Origin of the sequence: Castellaniella denitrificans (assembly GCF_042653765.1) — a bacterium.
GTDB lineage: Bacteria > Pseudomonadota > Gammaproteobacteria > Burkholderiales > Burkholderiaceae_B > Castellaniella > Castellaniella denitrificans.
This window is the reverse complement of record NZ_JBHSEZ010000001.1, coordinates 438,404-454,411: the sequence shown is the minus strand read 5'-3', so window position 1 is coordinate 454,411 and position 16,008 is coordinate 438,404. Positions and strand designations below refer to the sequence as shown.

The window sequence follows — 16,008 nt, the reverse complement described above, 5'->3', positions numbered from 1 at the left end:
CAGGAAAGGAAATCTGCCATGTCCTTGAAAACCGCTTCCGTCCTTGCGTTTGAGCGCAAGCTGGACCCGTCCGATGCCTTGTTCGCCGCGGGGCAGTGGGATGATCAGTCCGAAGCCGACCAGTGGCCTGCCGTCGGCATCAAGGAAAAGTCCGTGCGCGGCACGATTTCCAACCGCCTGAAGGCCGCCGAGCAGGATCCCGCCAAGCTGGATGCCGCGATTGAGAACCCGAATCTGCAGACGGTGGACGTGGCCGCCTTGCCGGCCGATGCGGATACGCTGAAGGTGAGCTTCACGCTGCGCGTGCTGCCCGGAACCGGGAAACCTTCCGCCTGCAATAGCGCGGAGTATGAGGCCAAGCTGATGCAGGTGGTGGGTGGTTATGTCGAGGCCAATGGCTTCACCGAACTGGCGCGCCGGTATGCCCATAACCTCGCCAATGGCCGTTTCCTGTGGCGCAACCGGGTCGGTGCCGAAGAAGTGAGCGTGATCGTCTCCCTGCTGGAGCGGGGGAGGGTCACGCAAAGCTGGACCTTCGATGCCTTGTCCTTGGGACTGAGGAATTTCGAGGCGGGCGACGCGCAGGCGGACCGGGATGCCGTGGCGGCCTTGATCGCGGACGGTCTGGCGGGCAAGCGCCATGTCCTGCTGCAAGTTACGGCTTTCGCCCGGATCGGGGCGGGGCAGGAAGTCTTCCCCTCCCAGGAGCTGGTGCTGGAGCGGGGCCGGGGCGACAAGAGCAAGACGCTCTACGATGTGGGTGGCGTGGCCGCGATCCATTCCCAGAAATTGGGCAATGCCATCCGGACCATCGATGATTGGTACAGCGGGGCGGACAGTCTGGGACCCATCGCGGTGGAGCCGTATGGCTCCGTCACGACGCAAGGCAAGGCCTATCGCCAGCCCAAGGTCAAGCCGAGCCTCGACTTCTACAATCTGTTCGATGACTGGGTGCTCAAGGACAAGGTCCCCGATATCGAGCAGCAGCATTTCGTCATGGCGGTGCTGGTGCGGGGCGGCGTGTTCGGCGATGCCGGGAAGTGATGCCCATGAGCACCCACTACATCGACGCTAGGTTGCTGCCTGATCCCGAATTCAGCCAGGCCCACCTGCTGGGAGCCCTGTATGCCAAGTTTCACCGCGCCTTGGTGGGACTGGGTACGGATGCAATCGGAGTCAGTTTCCCTCAGTACAGCATGCAGCCGCGCACCCTGGGGCGGATCATGCGGGTGCATGGCAGCGACAGTGCCTTGAATACCTTGCTGTCCACCGACTGGCTGCGAGGGATGCGTGACCATGTGGAGTTGGGGGCTTTGTCTGCCGTGCCACGGGATGTCCAGCATCGGCGGCTGTTGCGTCGCCAGTTCAAGACCAGCGCGGAGCGTCTGCGTCATCGACGGATGCGCAGAAAAGGGGAAACCTATGAGCAGGCGGTGCAGGCCATCCCCGATGGCGTGGAACGGCAGCCGGATCTCCCCTATGTGCAGCTGCGCAGCGCCAGCACGGGGCAGCGGTTTTGCCTGTTCCTGGCCTTGGGAGACGCGGAACCGCAGCCTGTGGCCGGCGTGTTCAACGCCTATGGCTTGAGCAGCACGGCCACACTGCCCTGGTTCTGACCCTTTTCTGAAGGGGTTTTTAAGACCCTTATAAATCAGTGGGTTACGAAACACCCAGGAATTTGGGTGTTTTGTACTTTCTTGCTGAAGATCTTTAAAAAATCAATAAGTTAGGTTTTTTTGCCTCTAGTTCGCTGCCGCACAGGTAGCTGAGAAATGAAATTGTCACAACAATGTATTGATTTTAAAGTTCGCTGCCGCACAGGTAGCTGAGAAAGAAATCCGCCGCTGGAGCGACGAGCGCAAGGCGTTCGCTGCCGCACAGGTAGCTGAGAAAACGTTCCCGGGTTCGGCCCGGATCAGGCCGTGGTTCGCTGCCGCACAGGTAGCTGAGAAAACAAACTCGCGAAGATCCTCGGTCACAGAGACGTTCGCTGCCGCACAGGTAGCTGAGAAATCGATGACTTCCCAGGTGCCGGTAGCAGGGTCGTTCGCTGCCGCACAGGTAGCTGAGAAAAGGTAGCGCTCCAGGGCCTGGGCGAGGGTGGGGTTCGCTGCCGCACAGGTAGCTGAGAAAGCCACAGCCGGCCATCGCTTTGCCGCCAGCCCGTTCGCTGCCGCACAGGTAGCTGAGAAAATCCAGATCCCCCTGGAAGGGGGGTAGGGGGGGTTCGCTGCCGCACAGGTAGCTGAGAAAAATCAGAAGCAGGCGCCTAAGCGAATCGTGCCGTTCGCTGCCGCACAGGTAGCTGAGAAAAAACCCTTCTTGGGCACAAATTTCCACGAACCGTTCGCTGCCGCGCAGGTAGCTGAGAAAATGATCACCAACAGCGAGGATTTCCAGGCGTAGTTCGCTGCCGCGCAGGTAGCTGAGAAATGGTCGGCGACCTGGACCACCAGGCCTTGCGCGTTCGCTGCCGCGCAGGTAGCTGAGAAACCGACGTTTCGGGTTGTGGCTGGTCAGTGGCTGTTCGCTGCCGCGCAGGTAGCTGAGAAAAAGATCGCGGGCATGGAGCGCGACCAGGCGCGGTTCGCTGCCGCGCAGGTAGCTGAGAAATGAGGAAGCGAATGAAGATGGCTTGCCATGGTGTTCGCTGCCGCGCAGGTAGCTGAGAAAGTGCGGCGAAAGGGGCCGACCATGGCTGAAAAGTTCGCTGCCGCGCAGGTAGCTGAGAAAAGGTCCAGCAGGCTGATGTCCGCCACGCCCTGGTTCGCTGCCGCGCAGGTAGCTGAGAAAGCGTGGCGCGCCTTGAGCGTAATGATGCCGGCGTTCGCTGCCGCGCAGGTAGCTGAGAAATTGCTGCGAATCCTCGGCTGGTGGGAACGTACGTTCGCTGCCGCGCAGGTAGCTGAGAAATCGACCCACGCGGTCGCATCCGGCACGTCAGCGTTCGCTGCCGCGCAGGTAGCTGAGAAATTCGGGCACTGGTCCAGATACAGGACACTGATGTTCGCTGCCGCGCAGGTAGCTGAGAAACTGCCGTCCTACTGCATCAACTACAACGACCAGTTCGCTGCCGCGCAGGTAGCTGAGAAAGACGCATGCCGGTCTCGATGGCCAGTTTCAGGGTTCGCTGCCGCGCAGGTAGCTGAGAAATGGGCTATCCGGATGCCAAGGTCATCCAGTGGGTTCGCTGCCGCGCAGGTAGCTGAGAAAGAGCTTGTAGGGCTTTTCCTTGGGCTTTGCGCGTTCGCTGCCGCGCAGGTAGCTGAGAAATGAACGTACAGGGCAAGGGCTTCCTGGTAGGTGTTCGCTGCCGCGCAGGTAGCTGAGAAACTTCCTTGATCTCGCGGACGGCCTCCAGGCGCGTTCGCTGCCGCGCAGGTAGCTGAGAAATGGTGTCGATGCGCGGCCCGGCCGATGCGGAAGTTCGCTGCCGCGCAGGTAGCTGAGAAATGGTGCTTTGGCCACATGCTGGAACAGGCCGAGTTCGCTGCCGCGCAGGTAGCTGAGAAAGATTCCGAAAGACGCTGGAACGGGCCCTGGGTGTTCGCTGCCGCGCAGGTAGCTGAGAAAATCGCCGCGCATGATCGCCGCGTCGATCTCCACGTTCGCTGCCGCGCAGGTAGCTGAGAAATGCGATGAGGACATGCTCGTCAGGTGGGCACAGTTCGCTGCCGCGCAGGTAGCTGAGAAATGGGGCCCCTACACCCACCCCGACCGGGCGATGTTCGCTGCCGCGCAGGTAGCTGAGAAATGGACGATAGCGGCCAGCGTGGGGCGCTTGATGTTCGCTGCCGCGCAGGTAGCTGAGAAAATTCGGACAGCAGGCACGCCATTTCCACGCTCGTTCGCTGCCGCGCAGGTAGCTGAGAAAACAAGCTCGCCACACAATTCCCGCAAGTGAGCGTTCGCTGCCGCGCAGGCAACTGAGAAACAAGATCTGGCTCATTCTTTGACGTTGCATTTCGTTCGCTGCCGCGCAGGCAGCTGAGAAAAGATTGTCCTGGTGCATGTCTGCATCATCGCTGTTCGCTGCCGCGCAGGCAGCTGAGAAAACCGACTTGCCCACAGCCGCCGTGGATAACCCGTTCGCTGCCGCGCAGGCAGCTGAGAAAAAAACCGCCGCCGCGCCGATGCGGCCGACATGGTTCGCTGCCGCGCAGGCAGCTGAGAAAACATCGTGCCGCCGCTGGTGGCGCAGAAGCTGGTTCGCTGTCGCGCAGGCAGCTGAGAAAATGATCACCGGCGGCAGTGCGGACGCGGCCGGGTTCGCTGCCGCGCAGGCAGCTGAGAAAATGATCCCTCCCTACGATCCCGAGTATCCGGAAGTTCGCTGCCGCACAGGCAGCTGAGGAAAGTCCGCGCCCAGCTTTCCGTATTTCGCCGCCGTTCGCTGCCGCATAAGCAGCTGAGAAATACGAGGAGCCGCTGCGCGACGACCAGGTCAAGCTCGCTGCGAGCACAGATGGTGGAGAAACGGAGTCATGCCGTGTGCGGTCCTTCCGTCTTGCGCACAGGCCGTTGATGACAATCCGGACGATGACGGTACTATCTTGCTGAAGCAAGCTGCCGTACAGGCAGCTCGGAAATCACGGAGATTCACATGCAGATCGGCATGGTAGGTTTGGGCCGCATGGGCGCCGGGATGGCGCGCCGGCTCATGGACAAGGATATTGGTTGCGTCGTCTACGACCCGCAGGAAGACGCCGTCGCGCGGCTGGTCGCGGACGGCGCGGTCGGTGCGGCCTCGCTGGCGGATCTGGTCGAACGGCTGCCGCGCCCCCGGGCCGTCTGGCTGATGGTACCGGCGGGGCTGGTGGACGGCTTGCTGGACCAGATCACCCCCTTGCTCGATGTGGACGACGTCGTCATCGACGGTGGCAATTCCTGCTATCACGACGACATCCGGCGGGCGCGGGCGCTGGCGGCTCGGGGCATCCATTACCTGGACGTCGGCACCAGCGGCGGCGTACACGGCCAGGCCCGGGGCTATTGTCTGATGATCGGCGGCGACGCCGCCGCGGTCGGGCGGCTGGATCCGGTGTTCGCGGCGCTGTCGCCGGGTCGGGACGCCGCCCCGCGCACGCCGGGTCGCGGTGACGGCGCGGGTACGGCGGAACAAGGCTATCTGCATTGCGGGCCGGCGGGGGCGGGGCACTTCGTGAAGATGGTGCACAACGGCATCGAGTACGGGATCATGCAGGCCTACGCCGAAGGCTTCAACCTGCTGCGCCATGCGAACGTGGGCAAGGGCGCTCACGCGGCCGACGCGGAAACGGCGCCGATGCGCGATCCGCAGCACTATCAGTACGACATGGACCTGCCGGAAATCGCGGAGCTCTGGCGCCGGGGCAGCGTGATCGGTTCGTGGCTGCTGGACCTGACGGCGCGGGCGCTCCAGGCCGACCCGGGGCTGGATGGCTTCGCCGGTCGGGTGTCCGATTCCGGCGAGGGGCGCTGGACGCTGCACGCGGCCATCGACGAGGGCGTGCCGGTGCCGGTGCTCAGTGCGGCGCTGTTCGAGCGCTTCCAGTCGCGTGGCAATGCGGAATTCGCCAACAAGGTGCTGTCGGCGATGCGCAAGGGCTTCGGCGGGCACGAGGAGCCGGGGACGGAAATCAACCGTTCAGCGTAACCCTTTGCCCCATCGTTGAAATCAGGGAAAGCCCGAGGTTTGTCCATGGGCTTGTCCACAGATAGGGTGGATAATTTCGCGCGGCCGGTCCTTGTCATGGATCGGTCATTTTTTTGCCCGAGACCTTATCCGTTTGATTCGAAAAGAGGAAAACAAGTCCCCCAGGACTTGTCCATGGGATTGTCCACAATCCCCGTGGATAAAACCGCCATGTCCTGCCGGTAGGCGGCCAGGGAATCCTTCGCTTCGTCGGCCAGGCGTTCCTGCAGGCCGGTGGCGCCGGCGGCCTGCTGCACGAGCCGGGCGTTGTGCCGCGCGGTGGTGGCGCTGCGCTGGGCCAGGGCCCGCACTCGGCCGCTTGGACGGCGGGACATTTCCATCCGCCAAGACCCATCATCACGCGGCTCGAAGACCGGACCGGTCCTGGACGATTTCCGACCGTCGCGCCTAAGCCCTTGTGGCGCAGGGAAAACCCTGGGATGCTCGGGGCTTGTCCATGGATTTGTCCACAGACCGGGTGGATAAATCGGCGCGGCCGGCCGTTTTCATGAAACGGTCATTTTTCTGCCCGATAATCCATCTCTTTGATTTGTAAAGAAGAAGCGAAGTCCCTCAGGACTTGTCCATGGGATTGTCCACAATCCGCGTGGATAAAACGGCCATGGCGCAAGCCGGGCCCGCCAGCCGCCCGAACGGCCGATCGGGGCAGATCCGGGCCGACGTAAAATCGGCGTTCCTTTCGCTTCATTCCCGGAGGTTTCCGCCATGGAACAGTTTCAGGCTTTCTTGTCCCGCCTGCCCGATCTGAGCGGCATTGCGATCCATCTCGGCGTGACCCTGGCGATCCTGGTGGTCGGCTGGACCGTGTCGAATCTGCTGGGGCGCTGGATGCGCCACATCGCGGACCGCTCGCCCCGGATCGATCCGACCATCGTGCCCATGGTGCGCAGCGTCACCGTCTGGGCGGTGCGCATCGTGGTGCTGCTGGCCGTGCTGGCCCGCCTGGGCGTGCAGACCGCCAGCCTGGTCGCGATGCTGGGTGCTTCCGCCCTGGCCATCGGCCTGGCCCTGCAGGGCACGCTGCAGAATTTCGCCGCCGGCATCATGCTGCTGGTGCTGCGGCCGGTGCGCGCGGGGGAATTCGTCGCCATCGGCGGCCAGGGTTCCGGCACGGTGGACGAGATCGGCCTGTTCATGACGCGCTTCGTGCAGGCCGACGGGATTCAGATCCTGCTGCCCAACACGCTGGTCTGGGGCAGCCCGATCACCAACTACAGCCGCAACAAGACCCGTCGCCTGGACATGATGCTGGGGGTGCGCTACGACGACGACCTGGATGCGGCGCTGGGCACGCTGCAGGCGCTGGTGGATCGCCACGACGGCGTCCTGGCCGATCCGGCGCCCCAGGTCATGGTGATGGAATACCGGGACAGCACCATCATGGTGAACATCCGCGTGTGGACCCCGGCGGAAAAGTACTGGGACGTGTATTTCGACCTGCACCGCCGGGCGCCCCAGGCGCTGCGCCAGGCGGGCCTGCGCTCGCCCATCCCCCTGCGCGAGGTCCAGGCGATCCCGGTCCCGGCGGCGGAGGGCAAGGCCGCCAACGCCTGAGCCCGTCCTACTCCACCATTCGGTTCAGCCGCTCCGCGTCGAGCGGGCGCTGGCCGTTCTCGATGCGCTGGCCCAGGTCTTCCAGGGCCGAGCATAGCCGCTGGATGCGCGCGTCCTGTTGGGCGGTGTGGTTGATCAGCTCGTGCAGCACCTTGACCAGCGGATCGTCGTCCGCGCGGCCGACGCCGTAGGGGGCGAAGTCCTCCTGCGGGACCGCGCCGTCGGCGGGCGCGGGGTCGGGCCGGCCGCGCTGCAGCAGTTCCTGCAGGGGCCGGGCGGCCCATTCGGATTGCGAGGGCGGGGTTTCCTCCTGGCAGGGCGACATGGCGGCGCGCGCGGCGGCCGACCCGGAAACGCCCGACCCGGAAACGCCCGACCCGGAAACGCCCGCCCCGGCCTGGGCCGCGGCCGGCGAGGCCGACGATACGGACGAACCCGGCGCATCGCCGGAAGCCGCGGCGGTCGCCTCGTGGTCTTCCGGCAGGATCACCCGCGCCGGATTGCCCACGGCGGTCGCCCCGGCGGGCACGGGTTTGATCACCACCGCGTTGGAGCCGATCCGGGCATGGGCGCCCACGGTGAAGCCGCCCAGGATCTGGGCGCCCGCGCCCACGACCACGCCTTCCTCCAGCGTGGGGTGGCGCTTCTCGCCCTTGTACAGCCGGGTGCCGCCCAGGGTGACGCCCTGGTAGATGGTGCAGTCGTCGCCGATCTCGGCGGTCTCGCCGATCACCACGCCGAAGCCGTGGTCGATGAAGACCCTCCGGCCGATGCGCGCGCCGGGGTGGATTTCGATGCCGGTCAGCAGGCGCCCCAGGTGGGACACGAAGCGGCCTGCCCAGTACCAGCCGCGCCGCCACAGACCGTGCGCCAGGCGGTGGACCAGGATGGCGTGCAGCCCGGGATAACAGGTCAGGATCTCGATGCGGCTGCGGGCCGCCGGATCGCGTTCGTGGATGCAGGCGATGTCTTCGCGAAGCTGGTCAAACATGTCGGTCGGGGCTCGGGGCCTGTTCGTATTCATCGGAAAGATCGTGCCGGACCCGCGCGCCGTCGGGCGCGGCGTGTTCGGCGCTGCGGATCATGGCGGTGCACAGGCCGCGCACCATGTCCACCTCGTCGGCGCTCAACCGGTTCCGGGTCCACATCTGCCGCATGCGCGGCACGAGTTTCTTCGGATGCCGGGGGTCCAGGAACCCCACGGCCACCAGGGCCCGTTCGAAGTGGTCCAGCATGGCCTGGACGCGTTCGCTGCTGGCCGGGTCGGCGCCCGGGTCGTGCCGGGCATGGGTGTCGGGCAGGCGCGCCGTGCCGGCCAGGGGCAGCAGGGCGTAGCGCATCTCCCAGGCGGCCAGCTGCAGCGCCTGGGACACGTTCAGCGAACTGTACGCCGGATTGGCGGGGATGTGGCAGACGCGCTGGCACAGGGTGATGTCCTCGTTGGACAGGCCGGTGCGCTCCGTGCCCAGGACGATGGCGATGCGCGCGTCCGGCCGGGCCAGTTCGGCGGCCGACTGCAGGGCGGCTTCGCGGATGTCGCAGGGCGGGGGGCCGATGGCCCGCGCCCGCGCCGTCAGGGCGAAGGCCAGGGTCGCGGACCCCAGCGCGTCGGCCAGGCCGGCGTGCATGCGGGCCCGCTCCAGGATGTCGCCGGCCCCGCTCGCCAGGGCGAGGGCGTCGGGATGGCGCAGGACGTCCGGGTCGGCGGGGGCCACCAGGCGCAGGTCGTGGAAGCCCATGGTCTTGATCGCCCGGGCGGCCGAACCGACGTTGCCGGGATGGCTGGGGCTGACCATGACGAAGCGCACCCGGTTGAAAATATCCGGGGTGTTGTGGGGCGTGTCGGAGGAAACTGGCGGAGTCATTTAAAATAGGGGTCTGTCACCCGTGATCTTTGGAAACCTATGCACCCGATGCTCAACACCGCCATCAAGGCGGCACGCCGTGCCGGCGCCATCATCAACCGCGCCAGCCTCGACCTGGAACGCCTGAACGTGGCGCGCAAGGGGCCGAAGGACTACGTCACGGAAATCGATCGGGCCGCCGAGGAATCCATCATCGACATTTTACGCACAGCCTATCCCGACCACGGCATCCTGGCCGAGGAATCCGGCCGCCACCAGGCGACGGGCGATCAGGCCGGTGCGGAATTCCAGTGGGTGATCGATCCGCTGGACGGCACCACCAACTTCATCCACGGCTTCGCCCACTATGCCGTGTCCATCGCGCTGATGCATCGCGGCCAGGCCGCGCACGCCGTGGTCTACGACCCCACGCGCAACGAGATGTTCACCGCCAGCCGGGGCAGCGGCGCCTTCCTGAACGACCGCCGGGTGCGGGTGTCCACCTGCGTGCGCTACCACGACGCCCTGCTGGCCTCGCACATTCCCCAGTCCACGGCGCTGCCGGCGACCTCGCCCTTCGTGCCCCTGCTGGCCGAAAGCGCGGCGGCGCGGCGCACGGGCTCCACGGTCCTGGACCTGGCCTGGGTGTCCAGCGGCCGGCTGGACGGCTTCTGCGGCGTCGGGCTCAAGCCCTGGGACATGGCGGCCGGCAGCCTGCTGGTCCTGGAAGCCGGCGGCCTGATGGCCGATTTCCAGGGTGAACAGGGCTGGATGGAAACGGGCAACGTGTTGGCCGCGCCGCCCAAGATATTCGCCCAGATGATGGCCCATCTGCGCGCCTGACGGGATACGACTATGGAATGGTTGCTGGATCCGGCAGCCTGGGTGGGCCTGTTCACCCTGATTGTCCTGGAAATCGTCCTGGGCATCGACAATCTGGTCTTCATCGCCATCCTGGTCGACAAGCTGCCGCCCAAGCAGCGCGACCGGGCACGCGTCCTGGGCCTGAGCCTGGCGCTCATCATGCGCCTGTTCCTGCTGACGCTGATGTCCTGGCTGGTGAAGCTCACCGAGCCGCTGGTGCATCTGGGCGACCTGTCGTTCTCGGGCCGCGACCTGATCCTGATCGTGGGCGGCTTCTTCCTGCTGTTCAAGGGCACCTTCGAACTGCACGACCGCATCGAGGGCCGCACCCAGCACGCCTCCGGGTCGCGCCTGCACGCCGGATTCTGGGTGATCGTCACCCAGATCGTCATCCTGGACGCGGTGTTCTCCGTCGACTCGGTGATCACGGCCGTGGGCATGGTCGATCACCTGGCGATCATGATGGCGGCGGTGGTGATCGCCATGGCGATCATGCTGGTGGCGTCCAAGCCGCTGACCGCCTTCGTCAACGCCCACCAGACCGTGGTGATCCTGTGCCTGGGCTTCCTGCTGACGATCGGTTTCTCGCTGGTGGCCGACGGCTTCAGCTTCCACGTTCCCAAGGGGTACCTGTACGCCGCCATCGTGTTCTCGGTGCTGATCGAGACCCTGAACCAGTGGGCGCGGCGCAACGTGCGCCGGGCCGAGATGCGCCGGCCCCTGCGCGAACGCACCGCCGAGGCCGTGCTGCTGATGCTGGGCCGCAAGCCCATGGACGGCCCCGAACCCGATGACGCCCAGGACGCGCCGGCGCCGGTGGAAGCCTTCGGCGACGAGGAGCGCAACATGGTCAGCGGCGTGCTGACGCTCAGCGACCGCAACGTGCACTCCGTGATGACGCCGCGCACCGACGTGTCCTGGATCAACCTGGACGCGCCGGCGGAAGACCTGCGCGCCCAGCTGATCCGCGAGCCGCACAGCTTCTTTCCGGTGTGCCGCGGCACCCTGGACGAGGTCGTGGGCGTGGGCCGCGCCAAGGACCTGCTGCTGGACCTGCTCGAACATGGCGGCATCCGCGAAACCCGGCTGCGCGAGCCCATCATCGTGCACGAAACCATCCCCATCCTGCAGCTCATGGAAACGCTCAAGCGTTCGCACGGGCTGCTGGTCCTGGTGGCCGACGAGTTCGGCTCCATCGTCGGCGTGGTGACGCCGATCGACATCTTCGAGGCCATCGCCGGCGAATTCCCCGACGAGGACGAGGCGCCCGACATCATCGACCAGGGCAACGGCCGCTGGCGCGTCGATGGCGCCGCCGACCTGCATCACCTGGAGCAGATCCTGCACACCGACGGCCTGGTGGACGAGCACGAGGAATACTCCACCATCGCAGGCTATCTGCTGAGCCGTTTCGGGCGCCTGCCCGCCGTCGGCGACTACTGCGAACTCGCGCGCGGCTACGGCGGTTTCCGCTTCACCGTCGCCGCCCTGGAAGGCCGGCGCATCGCCGCCGTCCAGATCGACAGCCTCGATCCGTTCGACCCCGAGGCCGAGACGCGGGAAGACTGACGGGGCGCGGTCCGCCCCTCGGGGCCGGCGCCGCGTCTGCCACCGGGCCGGAACGCCCGCGGCCGGCGTTTTCCTACAGCCGTTCCAGCCGGATTCCGGCCGCGTCGATCTCGATCCAGCCGCCCCGGGGGGGCGCATCGTGGTCGAATTCCCAGTCGGGCAGCACGTAGCGCCGCGCCGCGCGGCCGTCCAGGTCCAGCGTGTGGACCGCGGGCCGGTGCGTGTGGCCGTGGATCAGGGTGTCGCATCCGGCGGCGCGCAGGGCCTGGGCGACCGCGGCCGGATTCACGTCCATGATCGCCATCGACTTGCTCCGGCGGGCCTGCCGGCTGCGGGCGCGCGCGCGCGCCGCGATCGCCCGCCGCACGCCCAGCGGCAGGGCCAGGAAGACGTGCTGGATCCAGGGCGTGCGGACGATGCGGCGGAAGCGCTGGTAGGCGAGGTCGTCGGTGCAGAATTCGTCGCCGTGGGCCAGCAGAACCAGGCCGGCGTCGGTGTCCAGCACGGCGGGCGCGTCCAGCAGCCGGGCGCCCAGCGCGTCGGCCAGGGCGCGGCCCATCAGGAAATCGCGGTTGCCGCGCGCCAGCCACAGGGGGATGGCGCCGGCGGTGGCGCCCAGTTCGCGCAGGGCGGCGGCCAGCCAGGCCGGCGGTTCGCGCAGGGCGTGGTCGTCGCCGATCCAGGCGTCGAAGAGGTCGCCGCACAGGATCAGGGCGTCGGCCTGGCGCCGGGCCCGATCCAGGAAGTCGTAGAAGGCGCGGGCCGTCTCCGGGACGGCCTCGCCCAGGTGGATGTCCGAGGCGACCCAGACGGTGCCTCGCAATGCCAGTCTATTCAACCAGCGTGGCGCTTTCGATGACGACGTCCTCGGCGGGCACGTCCTGGTGGAAGCCCTTGCTGCCGGTCTTGACCTTCTTGATCTCATCGACGACCTCGGTGCCTTCGATGACGCGGCCGAACACGGCGTAGCCCCAGCCGTTGGAGGTGGGCGCGGTGAAGTTCAGGAAATCGTTGTCGGCCACGTTGATGAAGAACTGGGCCGTGGCCGAATGCGGGTCGGCGGTGCGCGCCATGGCGAGCGTGTAGCGGTCGTTCTTCAGGCCGTTGTTGGCCTCGTTCTCGACGGGGGCGTGGGTCTGCTTCTGCTTCATGCCGGGCTCGAAGCCGCCGCCCTGGATCATGAAGTTGTTGATGACACGGTGGAAGATCGTGCCGTCGTAGAAGCCTTCCTTCACGTAGGAGAGGAAGTTCTCGACTGTCTTGGGGGCTTTTTCGGCGTCCAGTTCGATCAGCAGATCGCCCTTGTTGGTGTGCATTCTGACGTGCGGATGAGTGCTCATGGCTGTGCTTTGGGTAGAGGGGTTGGAATCGGCCTGCGCGGCGGCGGCGCCGCCGCCCGCCAGGACCAGGGCGCAGCCCAGGCTGCAGGCCCGCGTCCAGGACAGGACGCGGGAAAGGAATGGCGAATGGGACATGGATGCGTCCAGGGCAAAAGGCTTATTGTGCCTTAGGGGCGGCGGTTTTGTCGTGCGCGGGCTGGCCGGCGGGCGCGGCGGCCGGCGCGGGGGACGCGCCCGCCGCCCGGGCGCGGTCGAAGGATTCCCGGGCCAGGCGCATCTGCACGTGTCCCAGGTTTTCCAGCGCCGGGGCGAAGGACGGGTCGGACACCAGCGCCATGTCCAGCGCGTCGCGGGCCAGCTGGAGCTGACCCCGGCGGGCGTATTCGATCGCCAGGGCGTTCCAGGGCTCGGGCAGCTCGGGGTAGTCGGTGGTCATCTGGCGCCAGACGGTCATGGCCTCGTCGTGCCGGCCCAGCGCCGCCAGGGCGCGGCCCTGCTGGTAGCGCAGCTGGACGTCGGTGCCCGGCGTGACAGACTCGTCGCGCGCGGCCTGGCGCTTGGCGATGATGTCCAGGGCTTCCTCGGCGCGGCCCGCGTCGATCAGCGCGGCCACGTGGTCGGCGATCTGGGCGGGTGTCAGCGGAATGGCCGTGTCCACCGACGGCGTGGCCTTTTTCAGCAGGTCGGCGAAGGCCTGCCAGCCGCGTTCCGGCGGCGGGACCTCGGTGAACGCCCCGGTCTCGGGGTTGTAGTTCAGGCTTGAAGGGCCCGCGTCGGCGCCGGCGCCCGGCGATGCCGCGAGGGCCGGACCCGCCGCCAGGCAGGCGCACAGGGCCAAAACAGGAAGGAAGGGGCGGGTCACGTCTCGGGGCGCCTATGGGTGGGGTTCTGGGATTGGTCTAAGGAACCGACGTGTTCAGAGGTTCCCTAGGGACGGTATACTTGTCAGTCCATTTTACATCCCCGCGCGCTGCCCGCATGGTCCGGAGCGGCGGGTTTGCTCGTCTCATCCGGTCCGACATGCTCCATATCCACGACACCCTGACACGCCAGAAAATTCCGCTGCGCACGGCGGAGCCCGGGGTGGTGCGCATGTACGTCTGCGGCATGACGGTCTACGACTTCTGCCACCTGGGCCATGCGCGGATGCTGGTCGGCTTCGACGTGGTGCAGCGCTGGCTGCGGGCCTCGGGCTACCGGGTGCGCTACGTGCGCAACATCACCGACATCGACGACAAGATCATCCGCCGCGCCGTCGAGCGCGGCGTGACGATCCGCGCGCTCACGGAATTCTTCATCGACGCCATGCGCGCCGACGAGCGCGCCCTGGGGGTCCAGCCGCCCGACGACGAGCCGCGCGCCACGGAACACGTGGCCGGCATGCTCGACATCATCCGCACGCTCGAATCCAGGGGCCTGGCCTACCAGGGCGCGGACGGCGACGTCAACTTCCCGGTGCGCAAGTTCCCCGGCTACGGCAAGCTGTCGGGCAAGTCGCTCGACGACCTGCGCGCGGGCGAGCGCGTCGCCGTGTCGGCCGGCAAGCAGGATCCGCTGGACTTCGTGCTGTGGAAATCCGCCAAGCCCGACGAACCCGCCGACACCCGCTGGGATTCCCCCTACGGGCCGGGACGCCCGGGCTGGCACATCGAATGCTCGGCCATGAGCCACGCGCTGCTGGGCATGCCGCTGGACATCCACGGCGGTGGCCCGGACCTGAAATTCCCCCATCACGAAAACGAGATCGCCCAGAGCGAGGGCGCTTTCGGCGGCACCCTGGCCACGACCTGGATGCACTGCGGCCCGATGATGGTGGACGCCGAGAAGATGTCCAAGTCCCTGGGCAATTTCCGGCGCATCCGCGACACGGTCGCGCTGGACGCGGCCGACGACCGCGCGGACTACGCCGTCAACCCGCGCGAAGCCGAGATGCTGCGCTTCTTCCTGGTGCGCAGCCACTACCGCAGCGCCCAGAACTACGCGCCCGACAACCTGATGGACGCCCAGAACGCCCTGGACCGGCTCTACCAGACGCTGGCCAGCGTGCCGCCCGCGGACGTCGCCGTCGACTGGGACGATCCGGCCGCGCAGGCCTTCCGCGCCGCCATGGACGACGACTTCAACACGGCCGGCGCCGTGGCCGTGCTGTTCGACCTGGCGGGCCGGGCCAACCGCGAATCCAGCGCCCGGGCCAGCGGCCTGATGCGCGCCCTGGGCGGCATCCTGGGCCTGCTGCAGACCGATCCCGGGGCCTACCTGAAATCCCCCACCCGTTTCCTGGCGGGCGGCGCGCGGGCGGACACGCTGTCCTCCGACGCCATCGAGGCCCTGGTCGCCGAGCGGACCCGGGCCAAGGCCGCGCGCGATTTCGCCCGGGCCGACGCCATCCGCGCCCAATTGCGCGAGCAGGGCGTCGAGCTGGCCGACGCGGCCGGCGGCGCCACCCAATGGCGGCGGGTGTGACCATGGACATGCAGCATCACAGCCCCGCCGCGCTGCGGCCCGTCTACTGGACGCAGGCCTGCGAACACCTGATGCAGCGCGACCGCATCCTGCGCAAGCTGATCCCGGTCTACGGCCACGAGTCCATCCAGGCGCGCCAGAGCCCCTTCCAGACCCTGATCCGCATCATCGTCGGCCAGCAGATCTCCCTGGTCCTGGGGCGCAAGCTCTGGGCCCGGCTGGTCCAGGCCTGCGGCAACGACATGCGGCCCGGCTGCATCGCCCGGTTCTCCGAGGCCGAACTGCGCGAGCTCGGCCTGTCCCTGCGCAAGGCGCAGTACCTGCGCGACGCGGCGGAATTCTTCGCCCAGCCCGACCGCCTGGATCCGGCCTGGTGGGAATCCCGCGACGACGCGGCCGTGATGGCGCTGCTGTGCGACATCCGCGGCGTGGGCCGCTGGACGGCGGAAATGTTCCTGATCTTCTTCCTCGGGCGGCCGGACGTCCTGCCGCTGGACGACACGGCGCTGCTCAAGGCCATCTCCCATCACTACTTCAGCGGCGAGCCGGTCTCGCGCTTCGAGGCCCGCGAAGTCTCCCAGGCCTGGGCGCCGTGGCGCACGGTCGCCAGCTGGTATCTGTGGCGCAGCATGGATGCCGCCGCCGTCGAGTACTGATCGAATCCCGAAATTCCGTCCTA

13 protein-coding genes, 1 pseudogene and 1 CRISPR repeat array are annotated in these 16,008 nt (G+C 66.9%); of the genes and pseudogenes, 8 read left to right on the top strand and 6 right to left on the bottom strand.

Annotated elements, in window-relative coordinates; genetic code table 11:
* The first annotated feature begins 18 nt into the window (after positions 1-18).
* The 3 genes from csy3 (at position 19) to gnd (ending at position 5,635) form a co-directional block, all read left to right on the top strand.
* Positions 19-1,044: a type I-F CRISPR-associated protein Csy3 gene (gene csy3 / locus ACFO27_RS02195; RefSeq protein ID WP_376815804.1), complete on the top strand. Its 1,026-nt coding sequence runs from the start codon at positions 19-21 to the stop codon at positions 1,042-1,044.
* 5 nt (positions 1,045-1,049) lie between these two features.
* Positions 1,050-1,616 (top strand): type I-F CRISPR-associated endoribonuclease Cas6/Csy4, encoded by a 567-nt coding sequence (cas6f, locus tag ACFO27_RS02190; RefSeq protein ID WP_376815803.1) that lies wholly within the window; start codon positions 1,050-1,052, stop codon positions 1,614-1,616.
* 129 nt (positions 1,617-1,745) lie between these two features.
* Positions 1,746-4,416: direct repeats of the CRISPR family, unit length 28 nt; unit sequence GTTCGCTGCCGCGCAGGTAGCTGAGAAA.
* Positions 4,417-4,603: 187 nt separating this feature from the next.
* A complete protein-coding gene (gnd, locus tag ACFO27_RS02185) occupies positions 4,604-5,635 on the top strand; it encodes a phosphogluconate dehydrogenase (NAD(+)-dependent, decarboxylating) (protein ID WP_376815802.1) in 1,032 nt (343 codons plus the stop codon).
* A 125-nt stretch (positions 5,636-5,760) separates the two neighbouring features.
* Here the strand turns inward: gnd and ACFO27_RS02180 are convergent, their stop codons facing one another.
* Entirely contained in the window at positions 5,761-6,009 is a 249-nt protein-coding gene (locus ACFO27_RS02180) for a hypothetical protein (protein ID WP_376815801.1), read from the bottom strand.
* A gap of 391 nt (positions 6,010-6,400) precedes the next feature.
* On the opposite strand from ACFO27_RS02180, the gene ACFO27_RS02175 reads away from it, so the two are divergent.
* On the top strand, positions 6,401-7,249 hold the full coding sequence (locus ACFO27_RS02175; RefSeq protein ID WP_376815800.1) for a mechanosensitive ion channel family protein: 849 nt from the start codon (positions 6,401-6,403) through the stop codon (positions 7,247-7,249).
* A gap of 460 nt (positions 7,250-7,709) precedes the next feature.
* Here ACFO27_RS02175 and cysE read toward each other — a convergent pair.
* Positions 7,710-8,240 (bottom strand): annotated as a pseudogene (cysE, locus tag ACFO27_RS02170) (serine O-acetyltransferase); the annotation flags it as partial.
* Positions 8,233-9,114, bottom strand: a complete 882-nt coding sequence (locus ACFO27_RS02165) for an RNA methyltransferase (RefSeq protein WP_376815799.1) — start codon at positions 9,112-9,114, stop codon at positions 8,233-8,235. The gene ACFO27_RS02165 and the pseudogene cysE, both read right to left, overlap by 8 nt.
* Positions 9,115-9,153: 39 nt before the next feature.
* Between ACFO27_RS02165 and ACFO27_RS02160 the strand changes: the two genes are divergently transcribed.
* Positions 9,154-9,936, top strand: coding sequence for an inositol monophosphatase family protein (locus tag ACFO27_RS02160; protein ID WP_376815798.1), 783 nt, complete (start codon positions 9,154-9,156; stop codon positions 9,934-9,936).
* A 12-nt stretch (positions 9,937-9,948) separates the two neighbouring features.
* A complete protein-coding gene (locus ACFO27_RS02155) occupies positions 9,949-11,526 on the top strand; it encodes a TerC family protein (RefSeq protein WP_376815797.1) in 1,578 nt (525 codons plus the stop codon).
* 73 nt (positions 11,527-11,599) lie between these two features.
* On the opposite strand, the gene ACFO27_RS02150 is transcribed toward ACFO27_RS02155, so the two are convergent.
* The 3 genes from ACFO27_RS02150 to ACFO27_RS02140 form a co-directional block, all read right to left on the bottom strand.
* Positions 11,600-12,364 carry a UDP-2,3-diacylglucosamine diphosphatase gene (locus ACFO27_RS02150; RefSeq protein ID WP_376815796.1) on the bottom strand — a complete coding sequence of 255 codons (765 nt, stop codon included), beginning with the start codon at positions 12,362-12,364 and terminating at the stop codon, positions 11,600-11,602.
* A complete protein-coding gene (locus tag ACFO27_RS02145; protein ID WP_376816384.1) occupies positions 12,357-12,866 on the bottom strand; it encodes a peptidylprolyl isomerase in 510 nt (169 codons plus the stop codon). The genes ACFO27_RS02150 and ACFO27_RS02145 overlap by 8 nt, the downstream gene beginning before the upstream one ends.
* Positions 12,867-13,023: 157 nt before the next feature.
* Complete coding sequence (locus ACFO27_RS02140) at positions 13,024-13,728, bottom strand: tetratricopeptide repeat protein (protein ID WP_376815795.1); 705 nt, start codon at positions 13,726-13,728, stop codon at positions 13,024-13,026.
* Positions 13,729-13,886: 158 nt separating this feature from the next.
* On the opposite strand from ACFO27_RS02140, the gene cysS reads away from it, so the two are divergent.
* Positions 13,887-15,329, top strand: coding sequence for a cysteine--tRNA ligase (gene cysS, locus ACFO27_RS02135; RefSeq protein ID WP_376815794.1), 1,443 nt, complete (start codon positions 13,887-13,889; stop codon positions 15,327-15,329).
* 2 nt (positions 15,330-15,331) lie between these two features.
* Positions 15,332-15,985 carry a DNA-3-methyladenine glycosylase family protein gene (locus ACFO27_RS02130; RefSeq protein ID WP_376815793.1) on the top strand — a complete coding sequence of 218 codons (654 nt, stop codon included), beginning with the start codon at positions 15,332-15,334 and terminating at the stop codon, positions 15,983-15,985.
* Positions 15,986-16,008 lie beyond the last annotated feature (23 nt).